Annotated in this window: 18 protein-coding genes and 1 tRNA gene; 11 read left to right on the forward strand and 8 right to left on the reverse strand. The window is 60.5% G+C overall.

All coding sequences use genetic code 11. The features are described 5' to 3' along the window. Position 1 precedes the first annotated feature (1 nt). Both gcvH and gcvT read right to left on the reverse strand, forming a co-directional pair. The gene (gene gcvH, locus RBB49_RS07410) at positions 2-367 is read right to left on the reverse strand and encodes a glycine cleavage system protein GcvH (protein WP_306142076.1); all 366 of its coding nucleotides are present in this window, start codon (positions 365-367) and stop codon (positions 2-4) included. 16 nt (positions 368-383) lie between these two features. After that, positions 384-1,481 carry a glycine cleavage system aminomethyltransferase GcvT gene (gcvT, locus tag RBB49_RS07415; RefSeq protein WP_306142077.1) on the reverse strand — a complete coding sequence of 366 codons (1,098 nt, stop codon included), beginning with the start codon at positions 1,479-1,481 and terminating at the stop codon, positions 384-386. Positions 1,482-1,762: 281 nt separating this feature from the next. Between gcvT and RBB49_RS07420 the strand changes: the two genes are divergently transcribed. Beyond that, the gene (locus RBB49_RS07420) at positions 1,763-2,362 is read left to right on the forward strand and encodes a helix-turn-helix domain-containing protein (RefSeq protein ID WP_306142078.1); all 600 of its coding nucleotides are present in this window, start codon (positions 1,763-1,765) and stop codon (positions 2,360-2,362) included. Positions 2,363-2,392: 30 nt separating this feature from the next. On the opposite strand, the gene speB is transcribed toward RBB49_RS07420, so the two are convergent. After that, a complete protein-coding gene (speB, locus tag RBB49_RS07425; protein WP_306142079.1) occupies positions 2,393-3,358 on the reverse strand; it encodes an agmatinase in 966 nt (321 codons plus the stop codon). 418 nt (positions 3,359-3,776) lie between these two features. Here speB and RBB49_RS07430 point away from each other — a divergent pair, with 418 nt between their 5' ends. Further along, positions 3,777-6,050 carry a nitrate- and nitrite sensing domain-containing protein gene (locus RBB49_RS07430; protein WP_306142080.1) on the forward strand — a complete coding sequence of 758 codons (2,274 nt, stop codon included), beginning with the start codon at positions 3,777-3,779 and terminating at the stop codon, positions 6,048-6,050. Between the two features lie 52 nt (positions 6,051-6,102). Here RBB49_RS07430 and RBB49_RS07435 read toward each other — a convergent pair whose 3' ends face one another. Both RBB49_RS07435 and RBB49_RS07440 read right to left on the reverse strand, forming a co-directional pair. Then, positions 6,103-8,382 (reverse strand): mechanosensitive ion channel family protein, encoded by a 2,280-nt coding sequence (locus tag RBB49_RS07435; RefSeq protein WP_306142081.1) that lies wholly within the window; start codon positions 8,380-8,382, stop codon positions 6,103-6,105. After that, positions 8,379-9,497, reverse strand: coding sequence for a 2Fe-2S iron-sulfur cluster-binding protein (locus RBB49_RS07440; protein WP_306142082.1), 1,119 nt, complete (start codon positions 9,495-9,497; stop codon positions 8,379-8,381). Before RBB49_RS07440 ends, RBB49_RS07435 begins: the two co-directional genes overlap by 4 nt. Before the next feature lie 412 nt (positions 9,498-9,909). Here RBB49_RS07440 and RBB49_RS07445 point away from each other — a divergent pair, with 412 nt between their 5' ends. Continuing rightward, positions 9,910-10,593, forward strand: a complete 684-nt coding sequence (locus tag RBB49_RS07445; RefSeq protein ID WP_306142083.1) for a peptidoglycan-binding protein — start codon at positions 9,910-9,912, stop codon at positions 10,591-10,593. A gap of 136 nt (positions 10,594-10,729) precedes the next feature. Here the strand turns inward: RBB49_RS07445 and RBB49_RS07450 are convergent. Further along, positions 10,730-10,814 (reverse strand) — tRNA-Leu (locus RBB49_RS07450). Between the two features lie 213 nt (positions 10,815-11,027). Here RBB49_RS07450 and RBB49_RS07455 point away from each other — a divergent pair. Continuing rightward, on the forward strand, positions 11,028-12,593 hold the full coding sequence (locus tag RBB49_RS07455) for a CYTH and CHAD domain-containing protein (RefSeq protein ID WP_306142084.1): 1,566 nt from the start codon (positions 11,028-11,030) through the stop codon (positions 12,591-12,593). A 57-nt stretch (positions 12,594-12,650) separates the two neighbouring features. On the opposite strand, the gene RBB49_RS07460 is transcribed toward RBB49_RS07455, so the two are convergent. Further along, positions 12,651-13,556 (reverse strand): LysR family transcriptional regulator, encoded by a 906-nt coding sequence (locus RBB49_RS07460; RefSeq protein ID WP_306142085.1) that lies wholly within the window; start codon positions 13,554-13,556, stop codon positions 12,651-12,653. Between the two features lie 87 nt (positions 13,557-13,643). On the opposite strand from RBB49_RS07460, the gene RBB49_RS07465 reads away from it, so the two are divergent. The 7 genes from RBB49_RS07465 (at position 13,644) to RBB49_RS07495 (ending at position 20,370) form a co-directional block, all read left to right on the forward strand. Then, positions 13,644-13,868: a DUF1127 domain-containing protein gene (locus tag RBB49_RS07465; protein WP_306142086.1), complete on the forward strand. Its 225-nt coding sequence runs from the start codon at positions 13,644-13,646 to the stop codon at positions 13,866-13,868. A gap of 62 nt (positions 13,869-13,930) precedes the next feature. Further along, complete coding sequence (locus RBB49_RS07470) at positions 13,931-15,172, forward strand: MFS transporter (RefSeq protein WP_306142087.1); 1,242 nt, start codon at positions 13,931-13,933, stop codon at positions 15,170-15,172. Continuing rightward, positions 15,165-15,344: a hypothetical protein gene (locus tag RBB49_RS07475; RefSeq protein ID WP_306142088.1), complete on the forward strand. Its 180-nt coding sequence runs from the start codon at positions 15,165-15,167 to the stop codon at positions 15,342-15,344. The genes RBB49_RS07470 and RBB49_RS07475 overlap by 8 nt, the downstream gene beginning before the upstream one ends. A gap of 23 nt (positions 15,345-15,367) precedes the next feature. Continuing rightward, the gene (locus tag RBB49_RS07480) at positions 15,368-15,709 is read left to right on the forward strand and encodes an antibiotic biosynthesis monooxygenase (protein ID WP_306142089.1); all 342 of its coding nucleotides are present in this window, start codon (positions 15,368-15,370) and stop codon (positions 15,707-15,709) included. Between the two features lie 124 nt (positions 15,710-15,833). Further along, positions 15,834-17,405 (forward strand): winged helix-turn-helix domain-containing protein, encoded by a 1,572-nt coding sequence (locus tag RBB49_RS07485; protein ID WP_306142090.1) that lies wholly within the window; start codon positions 15,834-15,836, stop codon positions 17,403-17,405. A gap of 450 nt (positions 17,406-17,855) precedes the next feature. Beyond that, a complete protein-coding gene (locus RBB49_RS07490; RefSeq protein ID WP_306142091.1) occupies positions 17,856-18,935 on the forward strand; it encodes a PLP-dependent cysteine synthase family protein in 1,080 nt (359 codons plus the stop codon). Continuing rightward, positions 18,886-20,370 carry a pyridoxal-dependent decarboxylase gene (locus tag RBB49_RS07495; RefSeq protein WP_306142092.1) on the forward strand — a complete coding sequence of 495 codons (1,485 nt, stop codon included), beginning with the start codon at positions 18,886-18,888 and terminating at the stop codon, positions 20,368-20,370. The genes RBB49_RS07490 and RBB49_RS07495 overlap by 50 nt, the downstream gene beginning before the upstream one ends. A gap of 30 nt (positions 20,371-20,400) precedes the next feature. On the opposite strand, the gene RBB49_RS07500 is transcribed toward RBB49_RS07495, so the two are convergent. After that, a complete protein-coding gene (locus RBB49_RS07500) occupies positions 20,401-22,038 on the reverse strand; it encodes a dihydroxyacetone kinase subunit DhaK (protein ID WP_306142093.1) in 1,638 nt (545 codons plus the stop codon). Positions 22,039-22,046: the final 8 nt, after the last annotated feature.

Raw genomic sequence — 22,046 nt, forward strand, 5'->3', positions numbered from 1 at the left:
TTTATGCGATGAAGGCCTTGTAGGCGTCGAGATCCATCAACTCGCTCAACTGGTCGGTGTTCGACAGCTTGATCTTGTACAGCCAGCCATCCGCTTCCGGGCTCTCGCTCAGCGTTGCCGGGCTGTCTGCCAGCGAGCCGTTTACTTCGACGATCTCGCCATCAACGGGCGCATAGATTTCAGACGCGGCCTTGACCGATTCGACAACACCGATCTCATCCGACTTCTCGAAGCTTTCGCCGGTTTCCTTCTGCTCCACGTAAACGATCTCGCCGAGCTGTTCGGCTGCGTGCGCTGTAATCCCAAGGGTTGCGGTATCCCCTTCGACCTTGATCCACTCGTGGTCTTCGGAAAAATAGGTGCTCATGTCGGTCTCTCCCCGATTAACGCTTGTAGTTCTGCTTGACGAACGGCAACGCAACGATTTCAGCCGGTTGCGCCTTGCCCCTGATCATCAAATGTACCTTTGTGCCGGGCTCGGCATGCGCCGAGGCGACGTAGCCCATCGCGACCGGACCACCGGCAGTCGGCCCAAATCCGCCTGAGGTGATCTCTCCGATTGCGCTGCCGTTCTCAGCCTGGACCTCGACGCCGTGACGCGCAGGTGCGCGGCCTTCCGGGCGAATCCCGACCAGTCTGCGCGCCGGGCCTTCGGCAATCTCTCGCTGGATGCGCTCCGCACCCGGAAAACCGCCCTCTTCCCGCCGCCGTTTCTGGATCGCCCAGATCAGCGATGCCTCGATCGGCGAGGTTTCCGTGTCGATGTCGCTCCCGTAAAGACAAAGCCCGGCCTCCAACCGCAGGGAGTCCCGTGCGCCCAGGCCCGCGGGTTCGCAGTTTTCGTCCGCCAGGAAGGCGCGCGTGACCTCTTCGGCCTTGTCTTCGGGAATGGAAATCTCGTAGCCGTCCTCGCCTGTGTAGCCGAGGCGCGACACGCGGCATTCAACGCCGTTGATATCGGCGACCGTCGTTTCCATGAACTTGAGGTCGCGCGCCACCGGGCAAACAGCCCCGACGACGGCTTCCGCCTTGGGGCCCTGCACGGCGACAAGCGCCCGGTCGAAGATTTCGACCACCTCGACGCCCTCCAGATGCGCGGCCATGTGCGGGATGTCCTGGTGCCGCATCGATGCGTTGACGACGACGAAGAAATGGTCGCCCGCGTTGGAAACGATCAGGTCATCCATGATGCCGCCGCCCTCGTTGGTGAAGAAACCGTAGCGGGCCTTGCCTTCCTTCAGCGCCGAGAACGCCTGCGGGCACAGGGCTTCGAGCTTCTCGCCGACATTCTCGCCCTTGAGAACAACCTGCCCCATGTGGCTGACGTCGAAAAGCGCCGCCTTCTCGCGGCACTGCTTGTGCTCTCCCATGATCCCCAGCGGATACTGGACCGGCATTTCCCAGCCGGCGAAATCCACCATCTTTCCCCCCAGTTCCACGTGGAGGTCATAAAGGGGCGTGCGTTTGGGAGCATCAGCCATGTTACCGGTCCTTTCCTGTTCCAGTTGGAGCAGCTCCGGTCCGAATTCGAAACCTGATTTCTTTCAAAAGCGGGTTGCGGTTCGGACAGGATGTCGTGGCATCGGGACAGGTTCAGCCTATCACCCTAGCGGCTCGCCGGAAACGCCACAACGCTCCCCTTTCTCATCATTTGTTTCTTATAGGAAACTTTTCCATAATTGGCAACGTATGTTTTAATGAGAAGAAATTGACCCGTTTCTGAGACTGTGCAAGTTTCTCGGAAACATCGGAAAGAGCTGATATGGACCCGGTTTCCCAATCCGAAGACGAAATCGCCGACGCCAGCGACCCGGATCACCTTGGAAAGATGATCCGCGAGGCACGGCTCAGGAAAGGCTGGACGCTGGAAGAAGCCGGAAAGGCCGCCGGCATCGGCCGGTCGACCCTTTCCAAGATCGAGAACAGCCAGACACGGCCGAGTTTCGACATCGTGCGCCGTCTGACCAAGGCACTGGAACTCAAGACGCCGCAGCTCTTCGTGCAGTCCGGTCCAAGCGATATCTCGGGACGACGCGACGTTACCTTCGCCGGCGGCGGCGAAATGCAGGAGACGCCCACCTATTCGCACGAACTCCTGTGCACCGAGCTGACCAGCAAGCGCATGTTTCCCTATATCAGCACCATCAAGGCGCGCGACGTCTCCGAATTCGAGTCCTGGATCCGCCACCGGGGTGAGGAATTCATGTTTGTGATCAGCGGCGAGCTGACCTTCTTCACCGAGCATTACCGGCCTCTGCCGATGAAGGCGGGCGACAGTGTCTATTATGACAGCGGCATGGGCCACGGCTGCATTTCAACCGGCGAGGAAGACGCGAAGGTACTCTGGGTCAGCCTCGAGTAGCCGGACCCTGCCCTGTTTCCTCTCGGAAACTCAGCCCCTGTTGTGGAAGATGAAGCCGATGAAATTGAGCAGGATCTGCGCGGCCAGGATCTGCGTGCTCTGGCTCGGGTCGTAATCCGGCGCAACCTCGACAAGGTCGATCCCGGCAACCTGCCCCCGCCTGGACAAGCCCTGCAAGATCTCCAGAACATCGTAATAGAGAAAACCGCCATGGCTCGGCGTCCCTGTTCCGGGCGCGATCGAGGGGCAGAACGCGTCAATGTCGATGGTGACGTAGTAGCGGACACCGGCGGGAATGCGTTCCAGAACGGCATCGGTTCCAAGCTTGCGCACCTGGCGGACGGACAGAATATCCGAACCCCGCCCCCGTGCATCCTCATACCCTTCCTTCGCGGTCGAGGACACGTTCCGGATGCCAAGCTGGGTCATGCCGGAAACGTAGTCCTTTTCAATCGCCCGGCGCATCGGGTTGCCGTGGCCTGCCGTGACCCCGTGGCGCTCGTCGACGAAATCAAGATGCGCATCGATCTGAACCACGTGGATCGGCCCGTTGGCGGCACAGTCATCCTTGAAGGCGTTGATGCATGGAATGTTCACCGAGTGGTCACCACCGATCACCACCGGCAGCGCTCCCGCCGTCAGGATCTTCTTCACCCCGTACTCAATATTGGCGTGGCTTTCCTCGGTCTTGGTGTGAATGATGTCGGCATCGCCTATATCGACGATCCTGACATCCGCACCGAGATAGGTCGCGTCATCCTCGTGGTCATAGGCACCCGCGTGGCCGAAACTGAACAGCGTCGACGCCTCGCGCACGGAGCGCGGTCCGAAACGCGCGCCGGAGCGGAACTGGCAGCCGAAATCGAACGGGGCGCCAAGCACGGCAACATCGGCATCGATCGCGTCCCAGTCGGCAACATATTCCTTCTTGCCGAAGGTTGAGATCCCGACAAAGGGCAGGTTCAGGCGGCCGGATTCATAACCGTGTCCCGACATGAGGCTCTCCGTTGTGCATGTTGTTTTGATCGCCAGAGCGGCATCCTACATTGCTGGAATAAGTGCCGTTTGCAAGCAGAAGGCATAGCTGCAGCGGCCTGAAGCGACCGCGACCACGGACGCTCCGTCTTAGCAGTTGCGTTGACCACCCACCATGGCGCGTAGACCGCCACTCGCAGCGTCTACGAGCCAACTCACAATGCACCATGACAATAATTGCAATGACAAAATCGCTATTCAGGATTGAATAGTGGATATTACGTATAAGACAAACGCACGTAAACTTGAACATTATTTAATAGGTACTTCAAAATTAGCTTTTACCGCAAGGTGAGAAAGCGATCATTAACCAACTTGCTTGTTTCTAATTTAAGATTTTTCTCAGACTGTGGTTGGGCATATGTGCGGGAGTGTCCAGATGAAATCTTTCATGGCCAATCGGTCTCTGTCGTTCAAGCTGGCGCTTGTCTGCTGGATGCCCGTCATTGCACTGATCGGCATCAGCGCACACGACATTCTCTCCGAGTATGACTCCTGGCGGAACGCCCGGACTGTGCAACAGGTCCTGGAAGTCGCGCCCTCCCTGTCCAATCTGGTGCACCAGTTACAAAAAGAGCGTGGACATTCCGCTGGCTTCGTAGGATCCAGGGGGGCTGCTTTCGGTGAGAACCTGGCTGAGCTTCGCGCGTCGACGGACAACCAGATTGAACGTCTGCTCACCTCCGGCGTCGTGCCCATGGGTGAACTGCACACCACGAATTTCGAAGCTCCATTCAACCGTGCTCTTTCGGACCTTGAGAAACTTGATGAAGTGCGCGGCAGGACAGATGACCTGACAATCAGCGTCCCGGCGCTCGCGGACTATTACTCGGCGGTGATCGCGGAACTCCTGGATGCGATTGAAAACATGAAGCTGGCCGTCGACAGCACGACCGGTCTCAGGCCCATTACGGCCTACATCGCCCTGATGCATGCCAAGGAACAGGCCGGTCTTGAACGCGCCATGGGCGCCGTCGGATTCGGCTCCGGCCGCTTCATGCTGAACACCTACGAACGCATTTTGAGCTTGATTGCCAAACAGGACCATCTCCTGGCGCAGTTCTCGAACCATGCGCCGCCGGAAACCCTGATCCTTCTGAACAAGCTGCAGAACAGCAAGACCGCCCAGAGGGTGCGCGGCTATCGCGATATTGCCAAGGCAGCACCATTTGGAAGCTCTGTTTCCGGCGTATCCGGGTCCGATTGGTGGGCAGCCACCACAGACCGGATCGATGCGCTGAAGGAAGTCGAAGAGCGTCTGACGGAAACACTGCATGCGCAGGCAACAGCAGAGACACGAGACGCGTTCCATTCCCTTTTGGTCCTGACGCTCTTTCTCTCCTCGCTCGCGTTTGGCGCCTTCATGATTTCCATATTGGTCTATCGCGAGATTCAGCCGCCAATCGCCCGCATTATCACCTCCATGCGCGCGTGGACCCAGGAGGGAAAAGCGCCGGATCTCGCCGAAGCGGATCGGCAGGACGGTATCGGCGAACTCGCGCGCACCTTCAATGACCTGCGTCATCGGCTCGAAGAAACGCGCGCACTGGACGAAGAGCGCACGGCCCGCGAGCGCGCGCAAACGGCAGAAGTGAAACTGCTCTCCGATCTGAATGAATGGTTGCAATCAAGCACGTCCACGGACGAACTCTATGACATGATAGGCACGTTCATGACGAAACTGCTCCCGGAATGCAGCGGCAGCTTGTATGTCTTCTCCAATTCCCGGGACGTTCTCGACGGCACCTGCGCCTGGAACGGTGGCGCTCTGCACCAGCACATTCAGCCGGGCGATTGCTGGTCCTTGCGGCGCGGACGCGGTTATTCATATCGCAGCAACGAGATCAAGTTTGCATGCGAGCACACCAAGCCACATGACGGCGGCCCTTATTCCTGCCTGCCGATCCTGGCCCATGGTGAAACGGTTGGCATGATGCATCTCACACCGCTTGGCGATATTTCCGAAGAAGCTTTCTTCGAAAACTACACGCTCGCGCAGCAGGCCGCTGAACAGATCAGTCTCGCCATTGCGAACAGCAAGATGCGCGATCAGCTGCACCAGCAGTCGATCCGCGATCCGCTGACCGGGCTTTACAACCGCCGGCATTTCATAGAATCCCTGCGGCGCTGTCTTGAAAGCTCAAAACGGGCGCAGTCGCCTTTTGTCCTGGCCTCGATCGATGTGGATCACTTCAAGCGTTTCAACGACAACCATGGGCACGACGCGGGGGACATGGTGCTGCGATCGGTCGGCTCCACTCTTGAACAGGAATGTGACGGCGACGAACTGGCCTGCCGGATCGGCGGCGAGGAATTCATGCTTCTCCTTCCCGGTGCCGACCTGGCAAGGGGCAAGTGGCTGACCGAACGGCTGCGTCAGGCGATCGAAAAGATCTCCGTTCGCTACGGCGAGAAGACACTGCCGAAGATTACGATATCGATCGGCCTGTCGCTTTACCCGGATCACGGCGTCATCCCCCAGGACCTGATGAAGATGGCCGACGATGCGCTCTATAAATCCAAGGCAAACGGGCGCAATCAGATCACCGTCGCATCATTCGATGACGCGGTCGAAGAACCGCAAACCGTTGACTTCGACAAGGTCAAGCAGGAACTCGGTGAGCACCCGGGTCAAAAAACCGCAAACAAGTAAACCCGGCTTCGCGCACGTGGCTTCGTTCACGTTACGAAATCCTGCGTCGGCGTTACTGTCCCGGTGCCGGCTGGACGTTCTGCTCGATCGCGTCCATGGCCGCGGCGGTGGCCTTTTCCTTGGTTTCCTCGTCAAGCTCGTCCGCGCCGATGACCTCCACCTTGACGTTCCGCTGTGCGAAGTTGATGCCGGCCTTTTCGAATTCGTCTCGGATGCGCTGGTAGGCATCGCGCCGGATCGTCCACTGGCCGCCGGGCTTGGTCATGAACTTGACGCCGACAACCATGTTGAATTCTTCCATGCGCCGGACGCCCTGAAATTTCAGCGGCTGGAGGAAATTGCCGCCATAATCCGGGTTCTCCTGCAGTTCCGCGTCGATGTTCTTGACGATTTTCTTGGCAAGTTTCAGATCGGTGTCGAATGGAACCCGGAACTCGAGCTTCATCATCACCCAGTCACGGCTGTAATTGGTCAGCGATTTCAGTTCGCCGAAGGGAATCGTGTGCACCGCGCCCCGGTGATGGCGCAGTTGCAGGGACCGGATCGACATCGATTCCACGGTGCCGCGAATATCGCCCATCTCGATGTATTCCCCGACGCGGAACGCGTCGTCGATCAGGAAAAAGACGCCGGAGACGATATCGCGCACCAGCGCCTGCGCTCCGAAGCCGACGGCAAGACCGACCACCCCGGCACCTGCCAGGAGCGGCGTGATGTTGATGCCCATGGACGACAGGCCGATCAGCGCGACCATCACCAGGATCGTTACAAGCACAACCTTCTTGATCAGGGGCAGCAGGGTCGCCATGCGCGCTTCCGGCCCGGGTGCCATACCGGGCACCAGTTTCGGCATGCTCGCCATGCGCCTGTCGATCGCGGTCTTGGTCGCCGTCCAGACAAGGTCGCCGATCAGGAAGGCCACCATGACATCGATCAGGACCCGCACGATCTGTGCCGGTCCCGAATTGGCCGCTGACATGTTCCAGGGCTGAACACCCCAGAACAGTCCGATGCAGACAACCGCGGACACGACGACGACAAAGCGGCCAAGCCGCACGGCCACCGGCAGGTAGACGCCATGCATCGCCTCGGCATTCGCAATCGCCTCCTGCTCCACCTCGCCGGGCGGGTCCGCCTCTGGACCGGCCTCCTGCTCGACAGCGGTTTCCGTCACGGTTTCGGTTTCCGCTTCCGGTGCTTCGTGGCCGGCGGTGTTCTCATCCGGCTTTGTTTCCGCCCGGCTTTCGTCGAAAGCCTGTTCGATGGTCTTGCGCACCAGGCGCTCTGTCGGGATCAGGAGAGCAACAACGGCGAGCGTTCCAGCCGCGCTATAGGCCCCGATCAGCCAGAGAATGAACAGCATGAACAGAACCAGCGAGCCGATCACCGGCATCACGATGGACTGGCGCTTCGGTTCGCTGCGCGTGTGCATCAGCCAGAGCAGCAGGATCGCCAGAAGCGTCGTGATGGCGGCGGCGATGATGTCGATCGTGAGGCCGACCGCTTCTTCGGCACCCAGAACCACGATGGTTTCTGCCAGGCCGTGCCCGAACAGCATCACCGCGGAGGCCAGCATGACGCCCAGGTAAAGGCCTCTTGCGTCCTGCCTGGAGAGCGGAACCAGCCGCAGCGCTTCGATGCGGGGCGCCAGCGCGAACAGCGCCAGGGCGGACACCACCCGCAGCATGACAAGCGCGAACAGCAGTTCCAGAACGAACTCCTCGGCATTGGGCGGCCAGTCGAAAATCACGAAGGTGCCGATTGTGCCGAGCGAGAAGAAGACGGCGCCGCCCGCAACAAGCGCAAGACGCGTGAGCGCCGAGCGCACCTTGTCGATGTAACGGTTCGAGCGGGTCAGTTCGATGCGTCTTCGAAAGTATCCGGCATAGCGCCAGTAGAGCCATTCAAGCCCGACACCGACGAAAACGAAGATGATCAGAAGGACGACAAAATTCAGCTGCTCCCTCGGCGTAAGTCCCTGCTGCCAGGTACTGGAAACAATGGCAGGCAGGCTCGGAACAAGAGCGAGCGCCGCGCCGACTTCCTGCACGCGCACCTGGATCTGAACCAGCCCGAGTTCAACACTTTCCCGGAATGTCAGGTTGGCGGGGGCGCCGTCCTCTCCAAGTCCGGCAGCCCGTTGCTGCAGCCAGTTGACCACTGTCGGATCGGCTAGCAGCCTCGCCAGTTCCTTGATGTCGTTTGGTGAGGGTTCCGCAGGTGCTTCCACTGTCTCGGCGGACCCGGCTCCCGGAAGCATCATCTGGGCGGAAAGAGGTGTTGCGGCCTGCAGAAGGACCAGAAAAACAAACGTTGCAAGCAGCCTGATCATGCGACGCCCTCGCTCTCGGACACCGGCGCGGCATCGCGGGTCGACAGGTCGTCCTGCCGGAGCCGTTCCTGGTATTCGACGGGTGAAATCGTCGGATCGAACACCCGCTCGACCGTAACGGGGCCTCCGGTCGGCATGGCCTGACAGGCCAGACGCACACCGTCGGGAAGAGACCGCCGCACGATCGTCTCGGCTTCGGTCCTGCCGGGAGGTGCGAGATTGTCATGCCCCTCCAGAACGCGAACGGCACACGAACCGCAGCGCCCTCTCGCCCCGCAAAGCGCAGCATGGGCGGTGTCCATTGATTGCGCGGTTTCGAGCAGGCTCACTCCGGCGGCCCGTTCGATCGTCGGGCCGTCCTGGTAGGTGATCGATATCCTCGGCTGCTTGCCCCACAGACGGATTGCCCGGGCGACGAGGATCACCGCGACGAGGGCCGCGTACCACCACAGGACCTGGCTTTGAATCTCGTTCAGCGTTTCACCGACGGAACCGTAGGCAGCAGCCGCCTCCCGCACCGGGGCCATGAAGTCCGGATCGCCGCTGTTGGCAATCAGGATCTTGCCGGACTCGACAAAACCGAGCAGCGCGGCAACCGGCACGATGACGGCGAACGGATAGGAAAAGGTGGCATAACGGCCCCACCATTTCTGGACCTGCATCCAAAGAAACAGACCGTAACAGGCATGCACCCAGATCACGATCAGGGCAATGACCTGCTGAATGCCCAGGTGCGGAACAAACATCCAGTAGACTGCGAGCACCCATTTGAAATCCGGATGGGCTCCGGTCATCGCGGGCCCGACAACGGTGCCCATGATATGCGGCAGCAGCAGTGGCACGATCGCAAGGCCCAGGGCGGCCTGGGCCGTATCCGCCCAGTTGGAAAAGAGACTGTTGCGCCAATAGACCGTCCACAGGCCCAGCGCGGCATGCACGAAGAAACTCAGGATCAGGATCGGGCCGCCGACGGGATTGCCGAAAGGCCCCATCAGAAACCGCCCGGCGGTCTCCATGGCGGCGATCGAGTAAAGCCCGAAGGCGAGTGTCAGCAAATGCCCTGTTACGAACACGAACAAAACCAGGCCGCTCGCGATTCGTAGTCTGCTGATCATGTTCTTCTTCCGCCCTGCCGTGTTTGCCCCTGATCCGTCCTGAGCTCGTGTTTCGCCGGATCGTGGCAATGACACCGCTGCAGGAAAGACCCTCCTCAGCTGCTATCGTTAACGTATTGCGGCTCCCGGCTCCAATAAATTGATTGCTTTTCTCACGGCGCAGACTTGAAGCTGCAGCAGCTGATCTTTGCACTTTTTTGGAATGATCTGCTCAAGGAGGCTGTTTGCTGACCGGAACACGTTGGCGGCTCGGGCGTTCGGCAAGATGCGCATCAATCGCGGCAATCTCTCAATGACGTCACAAACGGCCACTTCGTGATGCCGGTCACTCACAGCGCACACAATCCTGAATACACTCTTGGAACGGGAGAAAACCATAACTGGCACCAATCCTATCTTGAGGAATTTCACCATGCTTCAGACCGTTCGAAATGGATCCCGCAATGTAGACGTCGCCTTGCTGCAGGCGCTTTTGAACAAGGCGCGCGCCACCCCGCAACTGACCGTCGACGGGATTTTCGGCAGCAACACAGAGACTGCCTTGCGTGACTACCAGACCAGCAACGCATCCCTGAATACCGACGGTGTGGCCGGGCCGCTCACATGGGGCACCTTCCCGAATATCCGGGAAATCCGTCACAACACCACCTTGCGGGCCCAGACGGGCACCATGGGGTGCTGGTCGGCCGCCGCCGGCATGGTCTCCAATGCCCAGATGTCCCACGGACCCGGCAATGCAGCAACCGGCGCGGGCGGCGGGTTGAACCCGAACCTCGGCAACGTCGAGACCTTCGCGGCAGGTCTGGGCTGGCGCATTCACAACAATCAGTCCGTGCCGCCGGTCACATCGATCGCCGATGCCATGGTGCGCAACCCGGTCTGGATCGGCCTGGAGAACCAGAGCTCCAAACATGCCGTGGTGTTTTCCAAGCTCCTGACCGACGGCACCAACGAAGGCACGGCCTTCGAGGTTCAGGACCCGTGGCCCGTCGGCCGCGGCACAACCTATTTCAGCGGCTATGCCAACGGTCTGCTCACGCTCAGATCGGTCGCACACCGGCCCCAGGTCATGATCGTCTACGTGGTCGGTCCGTAAAAAGTCGGAGACCTGGCCTGAGCGGGGTCTCACTGTTCCATCAATCGGCCCAATGTAACGGAACACATTGCACATGGGCCGGACAATTTGTCCGGCTCGGCCGCTGCTGTGAGGGAAAATTCTGCGAAGAAACGAGTGGTGCCCCCCGCCGGAATCGAACCGGCACTCCCGAAGGAACGGGATTTTGAATCCCGCGCGTCTACCAGTTCCGCCAGAGGGGCAACTGACACCGGAGAGGGTGCCTATCATGGGCCAAGTGCCGATGCAAGCATCTGCTCGGCCTGCTGCACCGGAAATCGGTGATCCGCAACACCAACAAAGCTCATGGCAAACTGGTTGGTCGATGTGACCTCTCAGACTGTTAGCTTGCTAACAAAAGCGCAAATTGTGCGCTTTTTCTGGACAAGCGTTTTGGCCTTGGCTAGAACATTCGCATGAGCAAGTCAGGACGTGAGATCGAGCTCAAGCTCGAACTGGATCAATCTGCCCAGGACACCTTGAAGCGCATGGGCGCGGTTGACGGTTTCACGGCAGGCCGCGCAGTCACCAAGACGTTGCAGTCCATCTATTTCGACACCCCCGATCAGGCGCTGCGCAAGGCGAAGATTTCGCTCCGGGTCAGGAAATCCGGGCGCAGCTGGGTGCAGACCGCCAAGATCGGAACCGGTGTCGTTGCGGGTCTGTCCTCACCCATCGAAGCGGAACATCCGGTCAAGGGCCGTGCGCTCGATTTTTCCGTGATCGAGGATCCGGAGGTTGTCAAGGTCCTGACCAGGGCCATCGGCAATGCGCCCTTAAGCGAGTGCTTCGAAACCGTCATGAAACGCACGACGCGCGAACTGACCCGCCAGCAGGATGGCGCCCGGATCGAGCTTGCATTCGACACGGGCAATATCCTTGCAGGCGAAGGCAGCCAGCCGCTCATCGAGCTTGAAATGGAGCTGCTGGAGGGGCCGGGCCAGGCGATTTTCGATGCCGCGAGAGGGTTGTTGAAAGACGCCCCTTTCCGGTTCTCCCCCTACAGCAAGGCGGAGCGGGGCTACCGGTTTGCGGAAGGCCGGCAACCCGACACTGCTACACCTTTTTTCGCACAGAAGATCAGCTTTACTCCCGGCACCAGCGTCGAACTGGCTTTTCGCGATGTCTTGCGGTCCTGCCTCAAGCAGGTTTCGGAAAACCGGCTTGTCGTCATCGGCTCCACGGATCCGGAAGGCCCGCATCAGCTGCGTGTCGGTCTGAGGCGGCTTCGCAGCGCCTTCCGGCTGTTCAAACCCGTTCTGAACCCGGCAACCGTCGCGCCTCTTGACAAGATGGCAAGAACGATTGCGGGCGAAGCCGGATCGATGCGTGATCTCGATGTCCTGATCGACGAGATCGTGGCGCCGCTGTCGGACAAAACACCTGAAAACCTCTCTCTCGATGTGCTTCTGGCAAAACTGAACGCCTCTCGCGGCGAGGGCACGCGCGATGCCGTTGTCGAGCATCTGAAATCCGCCGAAGTCAACGCTTTCCTCCTGGGTCTTGCTGCCTACACGGAAGGCCGCGGCTGGCTCGATCCGGAAAATTTCGATCAGACGGCGCTGCTGGCGCAGCCGATCGAGACCTATTCCTCAAGGGCCCTTGCCAAGCAGTGGAAGAAGGTGCTGCGGTACGGCAAACGTCTGGAAGAGCTCACGATCCCCGAGCGTCACGAGATGCGCAAGGCGATGAAGAAGATGCGTTACGGCATCGAGTTCTACACTTCTCTCTACCCGGCGGACACGGTGAAGCCCTTCCTGAAGCGGATGAAGAAGCTTCAGGATATTTTCGGCTATCTCAACGATGTCGCCATGGCCGAAACCCTGCCGGAGAAGATCACAGCCGGTGGCAAGGATGCGGTTGAGATTGGCCAGGCGATCGGCTTCGTGATCGGCTGGCACGAGTCTCAATGCCAGACCATGTGGCAGCACGCAAAAGGCTACTGGGAAGCCACCCGGGAAACACCCCGCTTCTGGCTGTAACCGGAAGGCACCCCATGGGAAACGTCTTCGGTTTCGGGCAATCGGTCTTCGGCGCTGTCAGGGATTTGCGATCGAAACCAGCGTCTCGCGCAGCCATTTGTGCTTCGGATCCCGTGTCATGCGCGGATGCCAGCTTGCGACGATTTCCAGATGGGGCAGTTCCAGCGGAGTCCTGACCCGGGCAAACCCGTGGTCGAAGGCCCCGGCGATCCGGACGGGAACAAAGGCAAGCAGACATCTCGATTTCATGAGGTCCAGCAGCATCGCAAAGCCCGGGACGGCAAGCACCACGTTTCTCTTTCGACCCACCGATGCCAGAGCATCGTCAATCGGCCCGTGAAAGCTGCCGCCGGTCGGGTCGACAAAGCCGTGTTCGAGTTCACAGAACCGGTCAAGCGTAATGTCTTCGCCGTCCGCGAAGTCCTCATAGCTGGAAAGGCAGACAAAGTCGTCCCTGTATAGGAAACGCGCCGGCAGGTCGGGCACCGCCAATTCGCGGTCGCTGAGAGCCAGATCGATCTCTCCGCTTTCCAGCTGCCGCGCCAGCCCTTCAGCCGGCCTGGGAAGGATGGAAACGCGCGCCTTGGGCGCTGCCTGGAGCAGCTTTTCGGCAAACGTATCCAGGATGGTGTGCAGGAGATAGTCGCTGCCGCAAACCCTGACCGTGAATGCAGAGCCGGCGGGATCAAAGTCGTCCGGCGCGAGAAGCAGGCCGATTTCATCCAGCAGGCTCGCGACCCGCGGGGCGATGGCATCGGCCCTGGGTGTCGGCACAATACCGTGAGAGGTTCTCACGAAAAGGTCGTCATCAAGGGAATCCCGCAGCCGCTTGAGCATTCCTGAAACGGTCGGTTGGGTCAGGGAAAGCCTGGAGGCGGCGCGCGTAACGCTGCGCTCCTTGTAAAGCGCATCAAAGGTGATCAGCAGATTGAGATCGATATGCCTGATATTGAGGTTTCGCATATCACTTATTCAATAATACTTTTTGATCAATAACAATCGGGCGGCAATTATCTCTGTGCCCCGCAAAACCGGTGGCGGAGAGAAATGGTGAAACATTCGGAATTCCATCCGTTGTCGCGCACACACGAGGTCAGGACACGACTGTCCACCTGGTTGCAGCAATACCGGGGATGGCGAAAAGCACGGCGCGATCGTCTGGAACTGAATTCACTCGGCAATGCCGCGCTCAAGGATCTGGGGATCGATCGCAGTGAGATTCCATCCATCGTCCACGCACGCGGAAACGAGCGTCGGCGCAAGCGTGAAAACTGAGGCAAAACGGCAACCGCCCGATTCCAAGCCCTTTCCCGCCCCTGACACTCTGGAGAAGTGATTTGACCGCACTGTCCCGACCCACTGCCCGGTTTCATGTCGATCCGCGTTTGGTCCTGTTTGCCGGAGCGCTGATCGCGCTCGTGGCTTTGGGCATGCGGCACTCTTTCGGCCTGTTTCTCGGTCCGGTCACCGGCGGCCTTTCCGCCGTCGACCGGGAAACCTTCGGATTTGCCATCGCCTTGCAGAATCTGATGTGGGGCATCGCGCAACCGTTTGCCGGCATGATCGCGGATCGGTTCGGCAGCGCGCGGGTGATTTTTGCCGGTGGCCTGTTCTATGCCGGCGGACTTTTATGTGCGTCGGCCGCATCAACATCTCTCGGTCTAGTTCTCGGGCTTGGCGTGCTTGTCGGCATCGGATTGAGCGCCACGAGTTATGCTGTCGTTCTGGGAGCGGTTGGCCGGCGATTTCCGCCCGAACGCCGAACCTCGGCGCTTGGCGTTGCCTCGCTTGGGGGATCCTTGGGCATTTTCCTCTCGGTTCCGGTCACGTTGAGCCTCATTGACTCGCTCACCTGGCCGCTGGCTCTCGTCAGTCTGGCGCTTGTAGCGGCAACCATCTGTGTTCTGGCACCGGTCCTGAACGGGCGCTCCGTTGAACCCGGTGCTGACCAGTCTCTGCGGTCCGCGCTTTCCGAAGCCCTTTCGCACCGTGGATTTTTGCTGCTTGTGCTCGGCTTTTTCGTGTGCGGGTTTCAGCTTGCCTTCATCGGCACGCACTTGCCTGCCTACCTTTTGGACCGGCATCTCCCGGGTTGGCTCGGCGGCGCCGCGCTCGCAACCATAGGCGCGACGAATATCGCCGGAACGTTTGTCTGCGGCCTTCTCGGGGACCGCATCAGCAAGAAAAAGATACTGGTTGTTCTCTATCTGGCACGCGCCGTGGCGGTCGCCGTGTTCGTCATGGTCCCGCCCTCCGATATCTCGGTTCTCCTGTTCGCGGCGGTAATGGGCTTCACCTGGCTCGGAACCGTTCCGCTGACGACCGGGATCGTCGCCCAGATCTTCGGGGCCCGGTACCTGGCGACCCTTGTCGGTATCGTCTTTCTGATGCACCAGACCGGCAGCTTTCTCGGTGCCTGGCTCGGCGGACTCGTGTTCGAGCAAACCGGCAGCTACGACATCATGTGGTGGAGTGTCGTGGCATTCGGCCTCCTGGCAGCGCTAGTGCATCTTCCGATCAACGAGCGCCCCCTGGCGGCAAAGGATCGCGTTTTCGGGAACGTGTTGAGCAATGCCTGAACGGTCCTTCGTCCTTTGGAGTGTTTTGTGCCTGACCGCCTTGGCAGTCCTCCTTTGTCTCTGGCTCCTGTCGGTCGGCGCTTACCAGAGGTTCTTTCTGGACATGGCAATCATCCGGTTCCTGTGTCTCCAGGAGCTTCCGGACCTGCTGGCACATCAACTTCCAACCTGAAAGGCATTGTTTTGGACAACGGCATGAGTGAAGAAAAATCAGGAAAAGGTCCGGTCCTCCGGCTCTTTCAGGTCAGGATCAGGCAAGGTCACGCAGACACCCTTCTTGAGAAATTTGCGACCACATCGGTGGATGTGGTCAGGCATGAACCCGGCAATGCCGGATACTTCTTCGGCCGCGGTCTCGCTTCCGATGAGAGCTACCTGGTGTTTGCCTCGCTCTGGGACGATCTTGACGCCGTGAAACGGAGATTTGGAGAGACGTGGCAACAGTCCTTCCTGCCCGAGGGATACGAGGATCTCATCGAGGAGCATTCGATCCGCCATGTCGACTTGAGCACCGGGTGGGCTGTTGCATCTCGGTAAACACGGACTGTGCCCTGAGATGCTCGGCTCCGGTTGAAGTTCTGTCGGGCCCCGCAGCGTGTTCCCCAAGTCTCACACTCATCTAAGCAATTCTCCCCGCTACGGAAGTTTGTTATGGTGAGCCATGATTTATCGCTTTGCGGATTTCGAACTCGACACGACGCGCCAGGAACTTCGGTGCAAGGGTGAGCCCGTCAATATCGAACCCCTGGCTCTCGATCTGCTCAAACTGCTCATCGACAATCATGACCGCATGGTCTCCAAGGACGAAATCAATTCGGTTCTCTGGAACGACCGCGCCGTTTCCGATGCCGCACTGTCGACCTGCGTGAAATCGGCCAGATCCGCCGTGGAGGATTCCGGCGCGAAGCAGGAGAAAATAAAGACCGTGCACGGCCGCGGCCTGCGCTGGGTCGCCCCCTTCGAAAAACGGACCGAAGCGGCGGTCGCTGAAATGCCGGCCGGCCCGGCACCCGAAAACGACGACCGCCCCATGACCGATGCCGCCCAGCGGCCGTCCATTGCCATATTGAAATTCGATGCCATCGGTGACGACCCGGTCGCACGGACGCTGGGAGAGGCCATTCCGCACGAACTGATCGCGGCGGTTGCCCGGTTGCGCTGGATTTCAGTGATCGCACGCGGCTCCTCGTTTCGCTTCGCGTCGCGTGACAGCGATCTTCAGGACATCCGGACGCAGCTTGGCGTAAGGTATGTCCTGTCGGGAATCGTCGAAAAATTCATCGACCAGGTCATCATCAATGTCGTGCTAACCGAAACGCTCGACGGCCAGGTCATCTGGGCGGACCGCATCAAGACCTCGATTGAAGAGGTTCACGACGTTCGCGAAACCATCATTGCCGAAGTGATCTTCGCAATCGAGGTCCAGATCCCCTTGAGCGAAGCCTCGCGGGCACAGCTGCAATCGCCGGAAAATATCGACGTCTGGACCACCTATCACCTCGGGCTCCAGTCGCTCTACCGCTTCGATGCCGCTGAAAACGAAGTCGCCATGGCCATGTTCAAGAAGGCGGTGGCGATGGAGCCGGGGTTTGCCCGCGCGCACGCCGCGCTGTCCTTCGCCCATTTCAAGACCGCCTTCATGAACTATTCGGACAACCGGGCCTTTGCCGTCAATGCGGCCAGAAGGGCGGCGGAACGCGCCATAGAAATCGATCCGATGGACCCGTTTGCGAACTTCAACATGGGCAGATCGCTCTGGCTCACCGGCGATCTCGACGGCGCGAAAACCTGGCTGCACCGGTCAACCTCCCTCAGTCCGAATTTTGCGCAGGGCCTCTACGCACGGGCATGGACGGAAACCCTCACGGGTTCCAGTTCGCACGGTATGCGCCTGGCGGATGAAGCCCGGGGCCTGAGCCCGCTCGACCCGCTGCTTTATGCCATGCTCGGGACGCGGTCACTCAGCCTTTCGATCGAAGGCCATGACAAGGAGGCCGCACTCTGGGCGGAACGGGCCGCCCGCGCGCCCGGCGCGCACAGTCTCATTCGCGTCATCGCCATGTTCACCAACGAGCTTGCCGGCAACGAACAGGAAGCCGCGCACTGGGCGGAACGGGTCCATGCCGAACAGCAACCGATCACGCAGGAGCACTTTTTCCGTTCCTTTCCCTTCGCCGATCAGGCGGTCCGCAAACGCATCTCCGAGGCATTGAAGCGGCGCGGCGTCGAATAGCGAGCGCATGTATCCAAAAATCTCCATGTTTCTGGAACGCTTTTTCAAAAATCCTCATGGTTTCCTCAAACTTCGCTCAAGACTTGGTTGAAAAGCCGCGTCACTTTCCTCAGCGTAATACCACCCTCAACAAATAGGAGCCTATCTGACCGTGTCTGGAGACTTTTCAGCAAGAAGCAGGTCGCAGGGCGATATGGGTTATCGTCCCAGACCTTCGACGCCGCGGAACAGTCTCCAGACACGGCCTTCGGTGGCCTGTTCCGGCCCGCCGGACGGCGTTGCACTGCTTGAACGGCCAACCAGGCCGTCCTGCGCAACGCGACTGGCCGGCATACAGGAACAGTGCCATCAGATAGGGTCCTATTTGTTGAGGGTGGTATAAGCAGATCGTCTGCGGTCTCGACGACCCGCGGCGCGTTGTTGCAACCCGTTTTATTGCAAGGAAAGAGTATGACCGGCGGAACACTCAGAACCACATCAGGCGTTGGCCACACCTATGACAGCATTCTCGACACGATCGGCAACACGCCATCCGTCCGGATCAACAATCTTGCCCCGGAAGGCATAAACCTCTTCGTCAAGTTCGAGGCGGCGAACCCTGGCGGCTCCGTCAAGGATCGGCTGGCCGTGAATATCATCGAAGCCGCCGAACGTAGCGGCAAGCTGAAACCCGGTCAGACCGTTGTCGAGGCGACCAGCGGCAACACCGGGATCGGCCTCGCAATGGTATGTGCCCAGAAAGGCTACCCGCTTGTTGTTACCATGGCAGACAGTTTCTCCATCGAGCGCCGTCGCCTGATGCGCATTCTCGGTGCCAAGGTGGTCCTGACACCGCGCGCGGAAAAAGGTTTCGGCATGTACCGCAAGGCGGTTGAGCTGGCGGAGGCCCACGGGTGGCTGCTGGCGCGCCAGTTCGAAACGGAGGCGAATGCCGAGATCCACGCGGCAACGACCGCGCGGGAGATCATGGCGGATTTCGAAGGCCAGCGGCTGGATTATTTCGTCACCGGTTACGGCACGGGCGGAACGGTGACCGGTGTCGGTCGCGTCCTCAGGGTCGAACGCCCGGACACGAAGATCATCCTGTCAGAACCCGCGAATGCACAGTTGCTGGGAAGCGGGCACGTTCAGGAGCGGACAGACGACGGCTCGCCGGCCGCGAGCCACCCGGCCTTTGAACCGCATCCGATTCAGGGTTGGACGCCGGATTTCATTCCTGCCGTTTTGCAGGAATCGGTCGACAATCACTATTACGACGATCTGCGCCCCGTTCCAGGCATGGCCGGTGTGGAATGGGCCAAGAAGCTTGCCGCCCGGGAAGGCATCCTGACCGGAATTTCCGGTGGTGCATCCTTTGCCATAGCCATGGAAGTCGCGGAAAAGGCCGAACCCGGTTCGACGATCCTGTGCATGCTTCCCGACACTGGAGAACGCTATCTGTCCACGCCGCTGTTTGAGGATATTCCGGAGGATATGACGGATGAGGAAGTCACTATCTCCAGGTCCACGCCCGGCTATCACCTGGGCTGAGACGCCGGACCGGTATGACGTTCTTCAGGCCGCGCAGGTCCACGCGTCCACCTATCGTCGCGGTCTGGAGGACATGCCCTGTTCGCCGAGGCGAAGTTACCGCGAGATGCTGGAGGTTTTTTCCGAACCTCTGCCGGAACGCGGCAGCGACGGGGTCAGCGTTCTGAACGACCTCGTCGCGCGCGGTGAACAGGGCCTGACGCCAATGACCCATTCCGGTTTCTTCGGCTGGGTTCTCGGCGGCTCGTCGCCAGTCGGCGTTGCAGCCGACTGGCTCACCAGCGCCTGGGGGCAGAACGCGGCCTTTCACACCTCCTCGCCGACAGCGGCAGCGGTTGAGGAAATCGCGTCCGGCTGGCTGCTTAACGTTCTGCACCTGCCGGCAGAGGCCGCTGTCGGTTTCGTCACCGGCGCGACCGTTGGCAATTTCACGGCACTTGCCGCGGCGCGTGGCGCGGTGTTGCGCCGGGCCGGTTGGGATGCCGACAATGACGGTCTGTTCGGGGCACCCCCGATCACCGTTTATGTCGGCGACGACGCGCATACATCGGTGTTTTCGGCCCTTGGCTATCTCGGCCTCGGCCGCAACCGGGTCACAAGAGTGAAGTCCGACGATCAGGGCCGGATGATTGCAACGGATCTGGCGATGCAGATGGCAGACCGGGATGGGCCAGCCATCGTGATCACGCAGGCAGGCCAGATCAACACCGGCGCTTTCGATCCCTTTGCAGATATTCTGGAGGCCGCCCAAACGAGGAACGCATGGGTGCATGTCGATGGTGCTTTCGGGCTGTGGGCGCGTGCCCATCCCGATTACCGTCCTCTCACCAACGGCGTCGAACACGCCGACAGCTGGGCCGTCGACGGGCATAAATGGCTGCAGACACCCTTTGATTCTGGGTATGCCATTGTCCGCGACCGGGACAGCCTGCACCGGGCGATGAGCATAGATGCCAGCTATCTGCCGGCAGTGGGCGAGCGCGACCGCATCCCGTCTTTTCTCGTCCCGGAACTCTCCCGCCGTGCGCGCGGACTGCCGACCTGGGCGATGCTGAAAACGCTCGGAAGAAAGGGCGTTGAGGACCTTGTTGGCCGGCATTGCGCCATTGCCCGCAGGATCGCAGAACGCATCGGTAGCGCGGACGGCGTTCATGTCGTCAATGACGTCGTTCTCAATCAGGTCATTGTCAGTTTCGGGCACCCGGAACATAACAGCCGGCAGCGAAAGGCGCTGACGGAAGCCGTCATCTCAAGGCTCAGAGAAGAAGGCTCGATCTTTGTCGGCGGTGCCCGCTGGCGGGACGACTGGGTCATGCGGGTATCGGTCATCTGCGACGCGACCCAGCCGGCCGACGCCGAGCTGGCCGCCGATCAGATCATCAGCGCCTGGGCAGCGGTTTCGGCCAGGCCCTCTGCCGTCAGACCGCCCGGTTAAGGCACTCGGGCGATCTTCTTGCGTCGCGCATCAAGCGGACAGGGCCGGCTCCGCGGCCAGTTGCTCCAGAAGACGGGCAACCGCTTCCGCGCCCGGATCGTTGTGGCCCGAAAGCGCCGCCTCCGAAACATAGCTCGCCCGGCCCGCACGGGCGCGGGTGATCCGGGACGTAGCATCTGCGCCCTGCCGCGCTTCGCGCGCCGCCGCATCGATCCCGTTTTCCAGGGCGTTGAGCGCGGGCATCATTGCGTCGATCATGGTCCGGTCTCCGGGCTTGGCACCGCCGACCTGCATGACCCGGTCAAGGCCCGCCTTCAGCGCGCCTATGGAATCGCTTCCGCTTGAGGATGCATCGCCCGCGGCTGCGAAGAAGATCGCCAGCAAAACCCCGGACGATCCGCCCATGGTCTGACTGAGCTCGACCCCGATCGCGCGGTAGAGCTGGGTCAGATCAGCCAGCGGCATCCGGTCGAGAGCCGTCACCAGCGCCCGTGCGGCGGTGGCAAGCGTGCTTCCGGTGTCGCCGTCGCCCGACTTGGCATCAAGCGCGTTGAGATCGTCTTCCGCCGCAATCAGGATGTTGCAGCATTTTTCGATGAAACGCCGCGTGTCGTCATTCTTCGACGGCAATGGCTGGATCGGTGACAGGCCGTCGGGGAGCGGAAGGATGGACACCGGCCCCAGCGCCAGGCAGCCGGGCCAGACCCACGGGGCGACAGGTGCCTGCAAAAGCGCTTCTTCCGTCTTGCTGACCGGCAGAAGCGACACCGAGAAACCGTGCATGTCGAGCGAGGTCATCATCGCTGCGGGTCCGACAAGCCAGCGGATCTGCCCGCCGATACGCGAATGCGTCAACTCCTCGGCCAGAACGGACATTTCGAGCGGCGTGGTTCCGCCGAGATTGTTCAGGAGCGCGACGTGCGGCCCGGGTGCCAGCGCCGGTTCAAGCCGGTCGACCACCATGGCCATGGCCGACTTGGCATTGGAAAAGGCAACCTGTTCGATGCCCGCCTCGCCGTGGATGCCGAGGCCGAGCTCCGCCATGCCCGGGCTGATCCGGTCTTCCTTTGGCGAACCCGGGATGGTGCAGGTGTCCAGCGACATGCCGATGGAAACGGCACCGGCAATAACCTGCTCGGCGGCGTCCGTCACCGTGGCAAGATCGGCACCCTGATCGGCAAGCGCACCCGCAATCTTGTGTACGAAAAGCGTCCCGGCAACGCCTCTCGCCTGGGGCAGATCGGGCAGGGCCACGTCGTCATCGACGATCACCATGTTGACCTTCAGGCCGAAGGCACGCGCACGTTCGACGGCCAGGCCGAAATTCAGGCGGTCGCCGGTATAATTCTTGACGATGACGAGGCAGCCGGCCTTTCCGGTAACCGCCAGAATGCCCGCGAGGACTGCATCGACGGAGGGCGAGGCGAACACTTCTCCGCAGACGGCCGCCGTCAGCATGCCCTGCCCGACGAAACCGGCGTGGCTGGGTTCATGTCCGGAACCGCCTCCGGAAACGAGTGCCACCTTGGATTTGTCCCAGTCGGTTCGCACCACCACCTTGATATGCGGATATCCGTCCAGGCGCGCCAATCGGCCGCCTGCGGTACGCAAAGCACCGTCAATGGCTTCCGTGACCAGTGCTTCCTTTGAGTTGATGAACTGCTTCATGTTCCCTC

The organism is Roseibium sp. MMSF_3412, from assembly GCF_030733265.1.
GTDB lineage: Bacteria > Pseudomonadota > Alphaproteobacteria > Rhizobiales > Stappiaceae > Roseibium.

Excerpts from the sequence above, each read along its gene's own strand:
- RBB49_RS07430 (WP_306142080.1), top strand. The coding sequence starts at position 3,777 with ATGAAATCTTTCATGGCCAATCGGTCTCTGTCGTTCAAGCTGGCGCTT.
- gcvH (WP_306142076.1), bottom strand. The coding sequence starts at position 367 with ATGAGCACCTATTTTTCCGAAGACCACGAGTGGATCAAGGTCGAAGGG.
- RBB49_RS07445 (WP_306142083.1), top strand. The coding sequence starts at position 9,910 with ATGCTTCAGACCGTTCGAAATGGATCCCGCAATGTAGACGTCGCCTTG.
- RBB49_RS07435 (WP_306142081.1), bottom strand. The coding sequence starts at position 8,382 with ATGATCAGGCTGCTTGCAACGTTTGTTTTTCTGGTCCTTCTGCAGGCC.
- RBB49_RS07485 (WP_306142090.1), top strand. The coding sequence starts at position 15,834 with ATGATTTATCGCTTTGCGGATTTCGAACTCGACACGACGCGCCAGGAA.
- RBB49_RS07455 (WP_306142084.1), top strand. The coding sequence starts at position 11,028 with ATGAGCAAGTCAGGACGTGAGATCGAGCTCAAGCTCGAACTGGATCAA.
- RBB49_RS07480 (WP_306142089.1), top strand. The coding sequence starts at position 15,368 with ATGAGTGAAGAAAAATCAGGAAAAGGTCCGGTCCTCCGGCTCTTTCAG.
- RBB49_RS07495 (WP_306142092.1), top strand. The coding sequence starts at position 18,886 with ATGAGGAAGTCACTATCTCCAGGTCCACGCCCGGCTATCACCTGGGCT.
- RBB49_RS07475 (WP_306142088.1), top strand. The coding sequence starts at position 15,165 with ATGCCTGAACGGTCCTTCGTCCTTTGGAGTGTTTTGTGCCTGACCGCC.
- RBB49_RS07460 (WP_306142085.1), bottom strand. The coding sequence starts at position 13,556 with ATGCGAAACCTCAATATCAGGCATATCGATCTCAATCTGCTGATCACC.
- RBB49_RS07440 (WP_306142082.1), bottom strand. The coding sequence starts at position 9,497 with ATGATCAGCAGACTACGAATCGCGAGCGGCCTGGTTTTGTTCGTGTTC.
- gcvT (WP_306142077.1), bottom strand. The coding sequence starts at position 1,481 with ATGGCTGATGCTCCCAAACGCACGCCCCTTTATGACCTCCACGTGGAA.
- RBB49_RS07420 (WP_306142078.1), top strand. The coding sequence starts at position 1,763 with ATGGACCCGGTTTCCCAATCCGAAGACGAAATCGCCGACGCCAGCGAC.
- speB (WP_306142079.1), bottom strand. The coding sequence starts at position 3,358 with ATGTCGGGACACGGTTATGAATCCGGCCGCCTGAACCTGCCCTTTGTC.
- RBB49_RS07500 (WP_306142093.1), bottom strand. The coding sequence starts at position 22,038 with ATGAAGCAGTTCATCAACTCAAAGGAAGCACTGGTCACGGAAGCCATT.
- RBB49_RS07490 (WP_306142091.1), top strand. The coding sequence starts at position 17,856 with ATGACCGGCGGAACACTCAGAACCACATCAGGCGTTGGCCACACCTAT.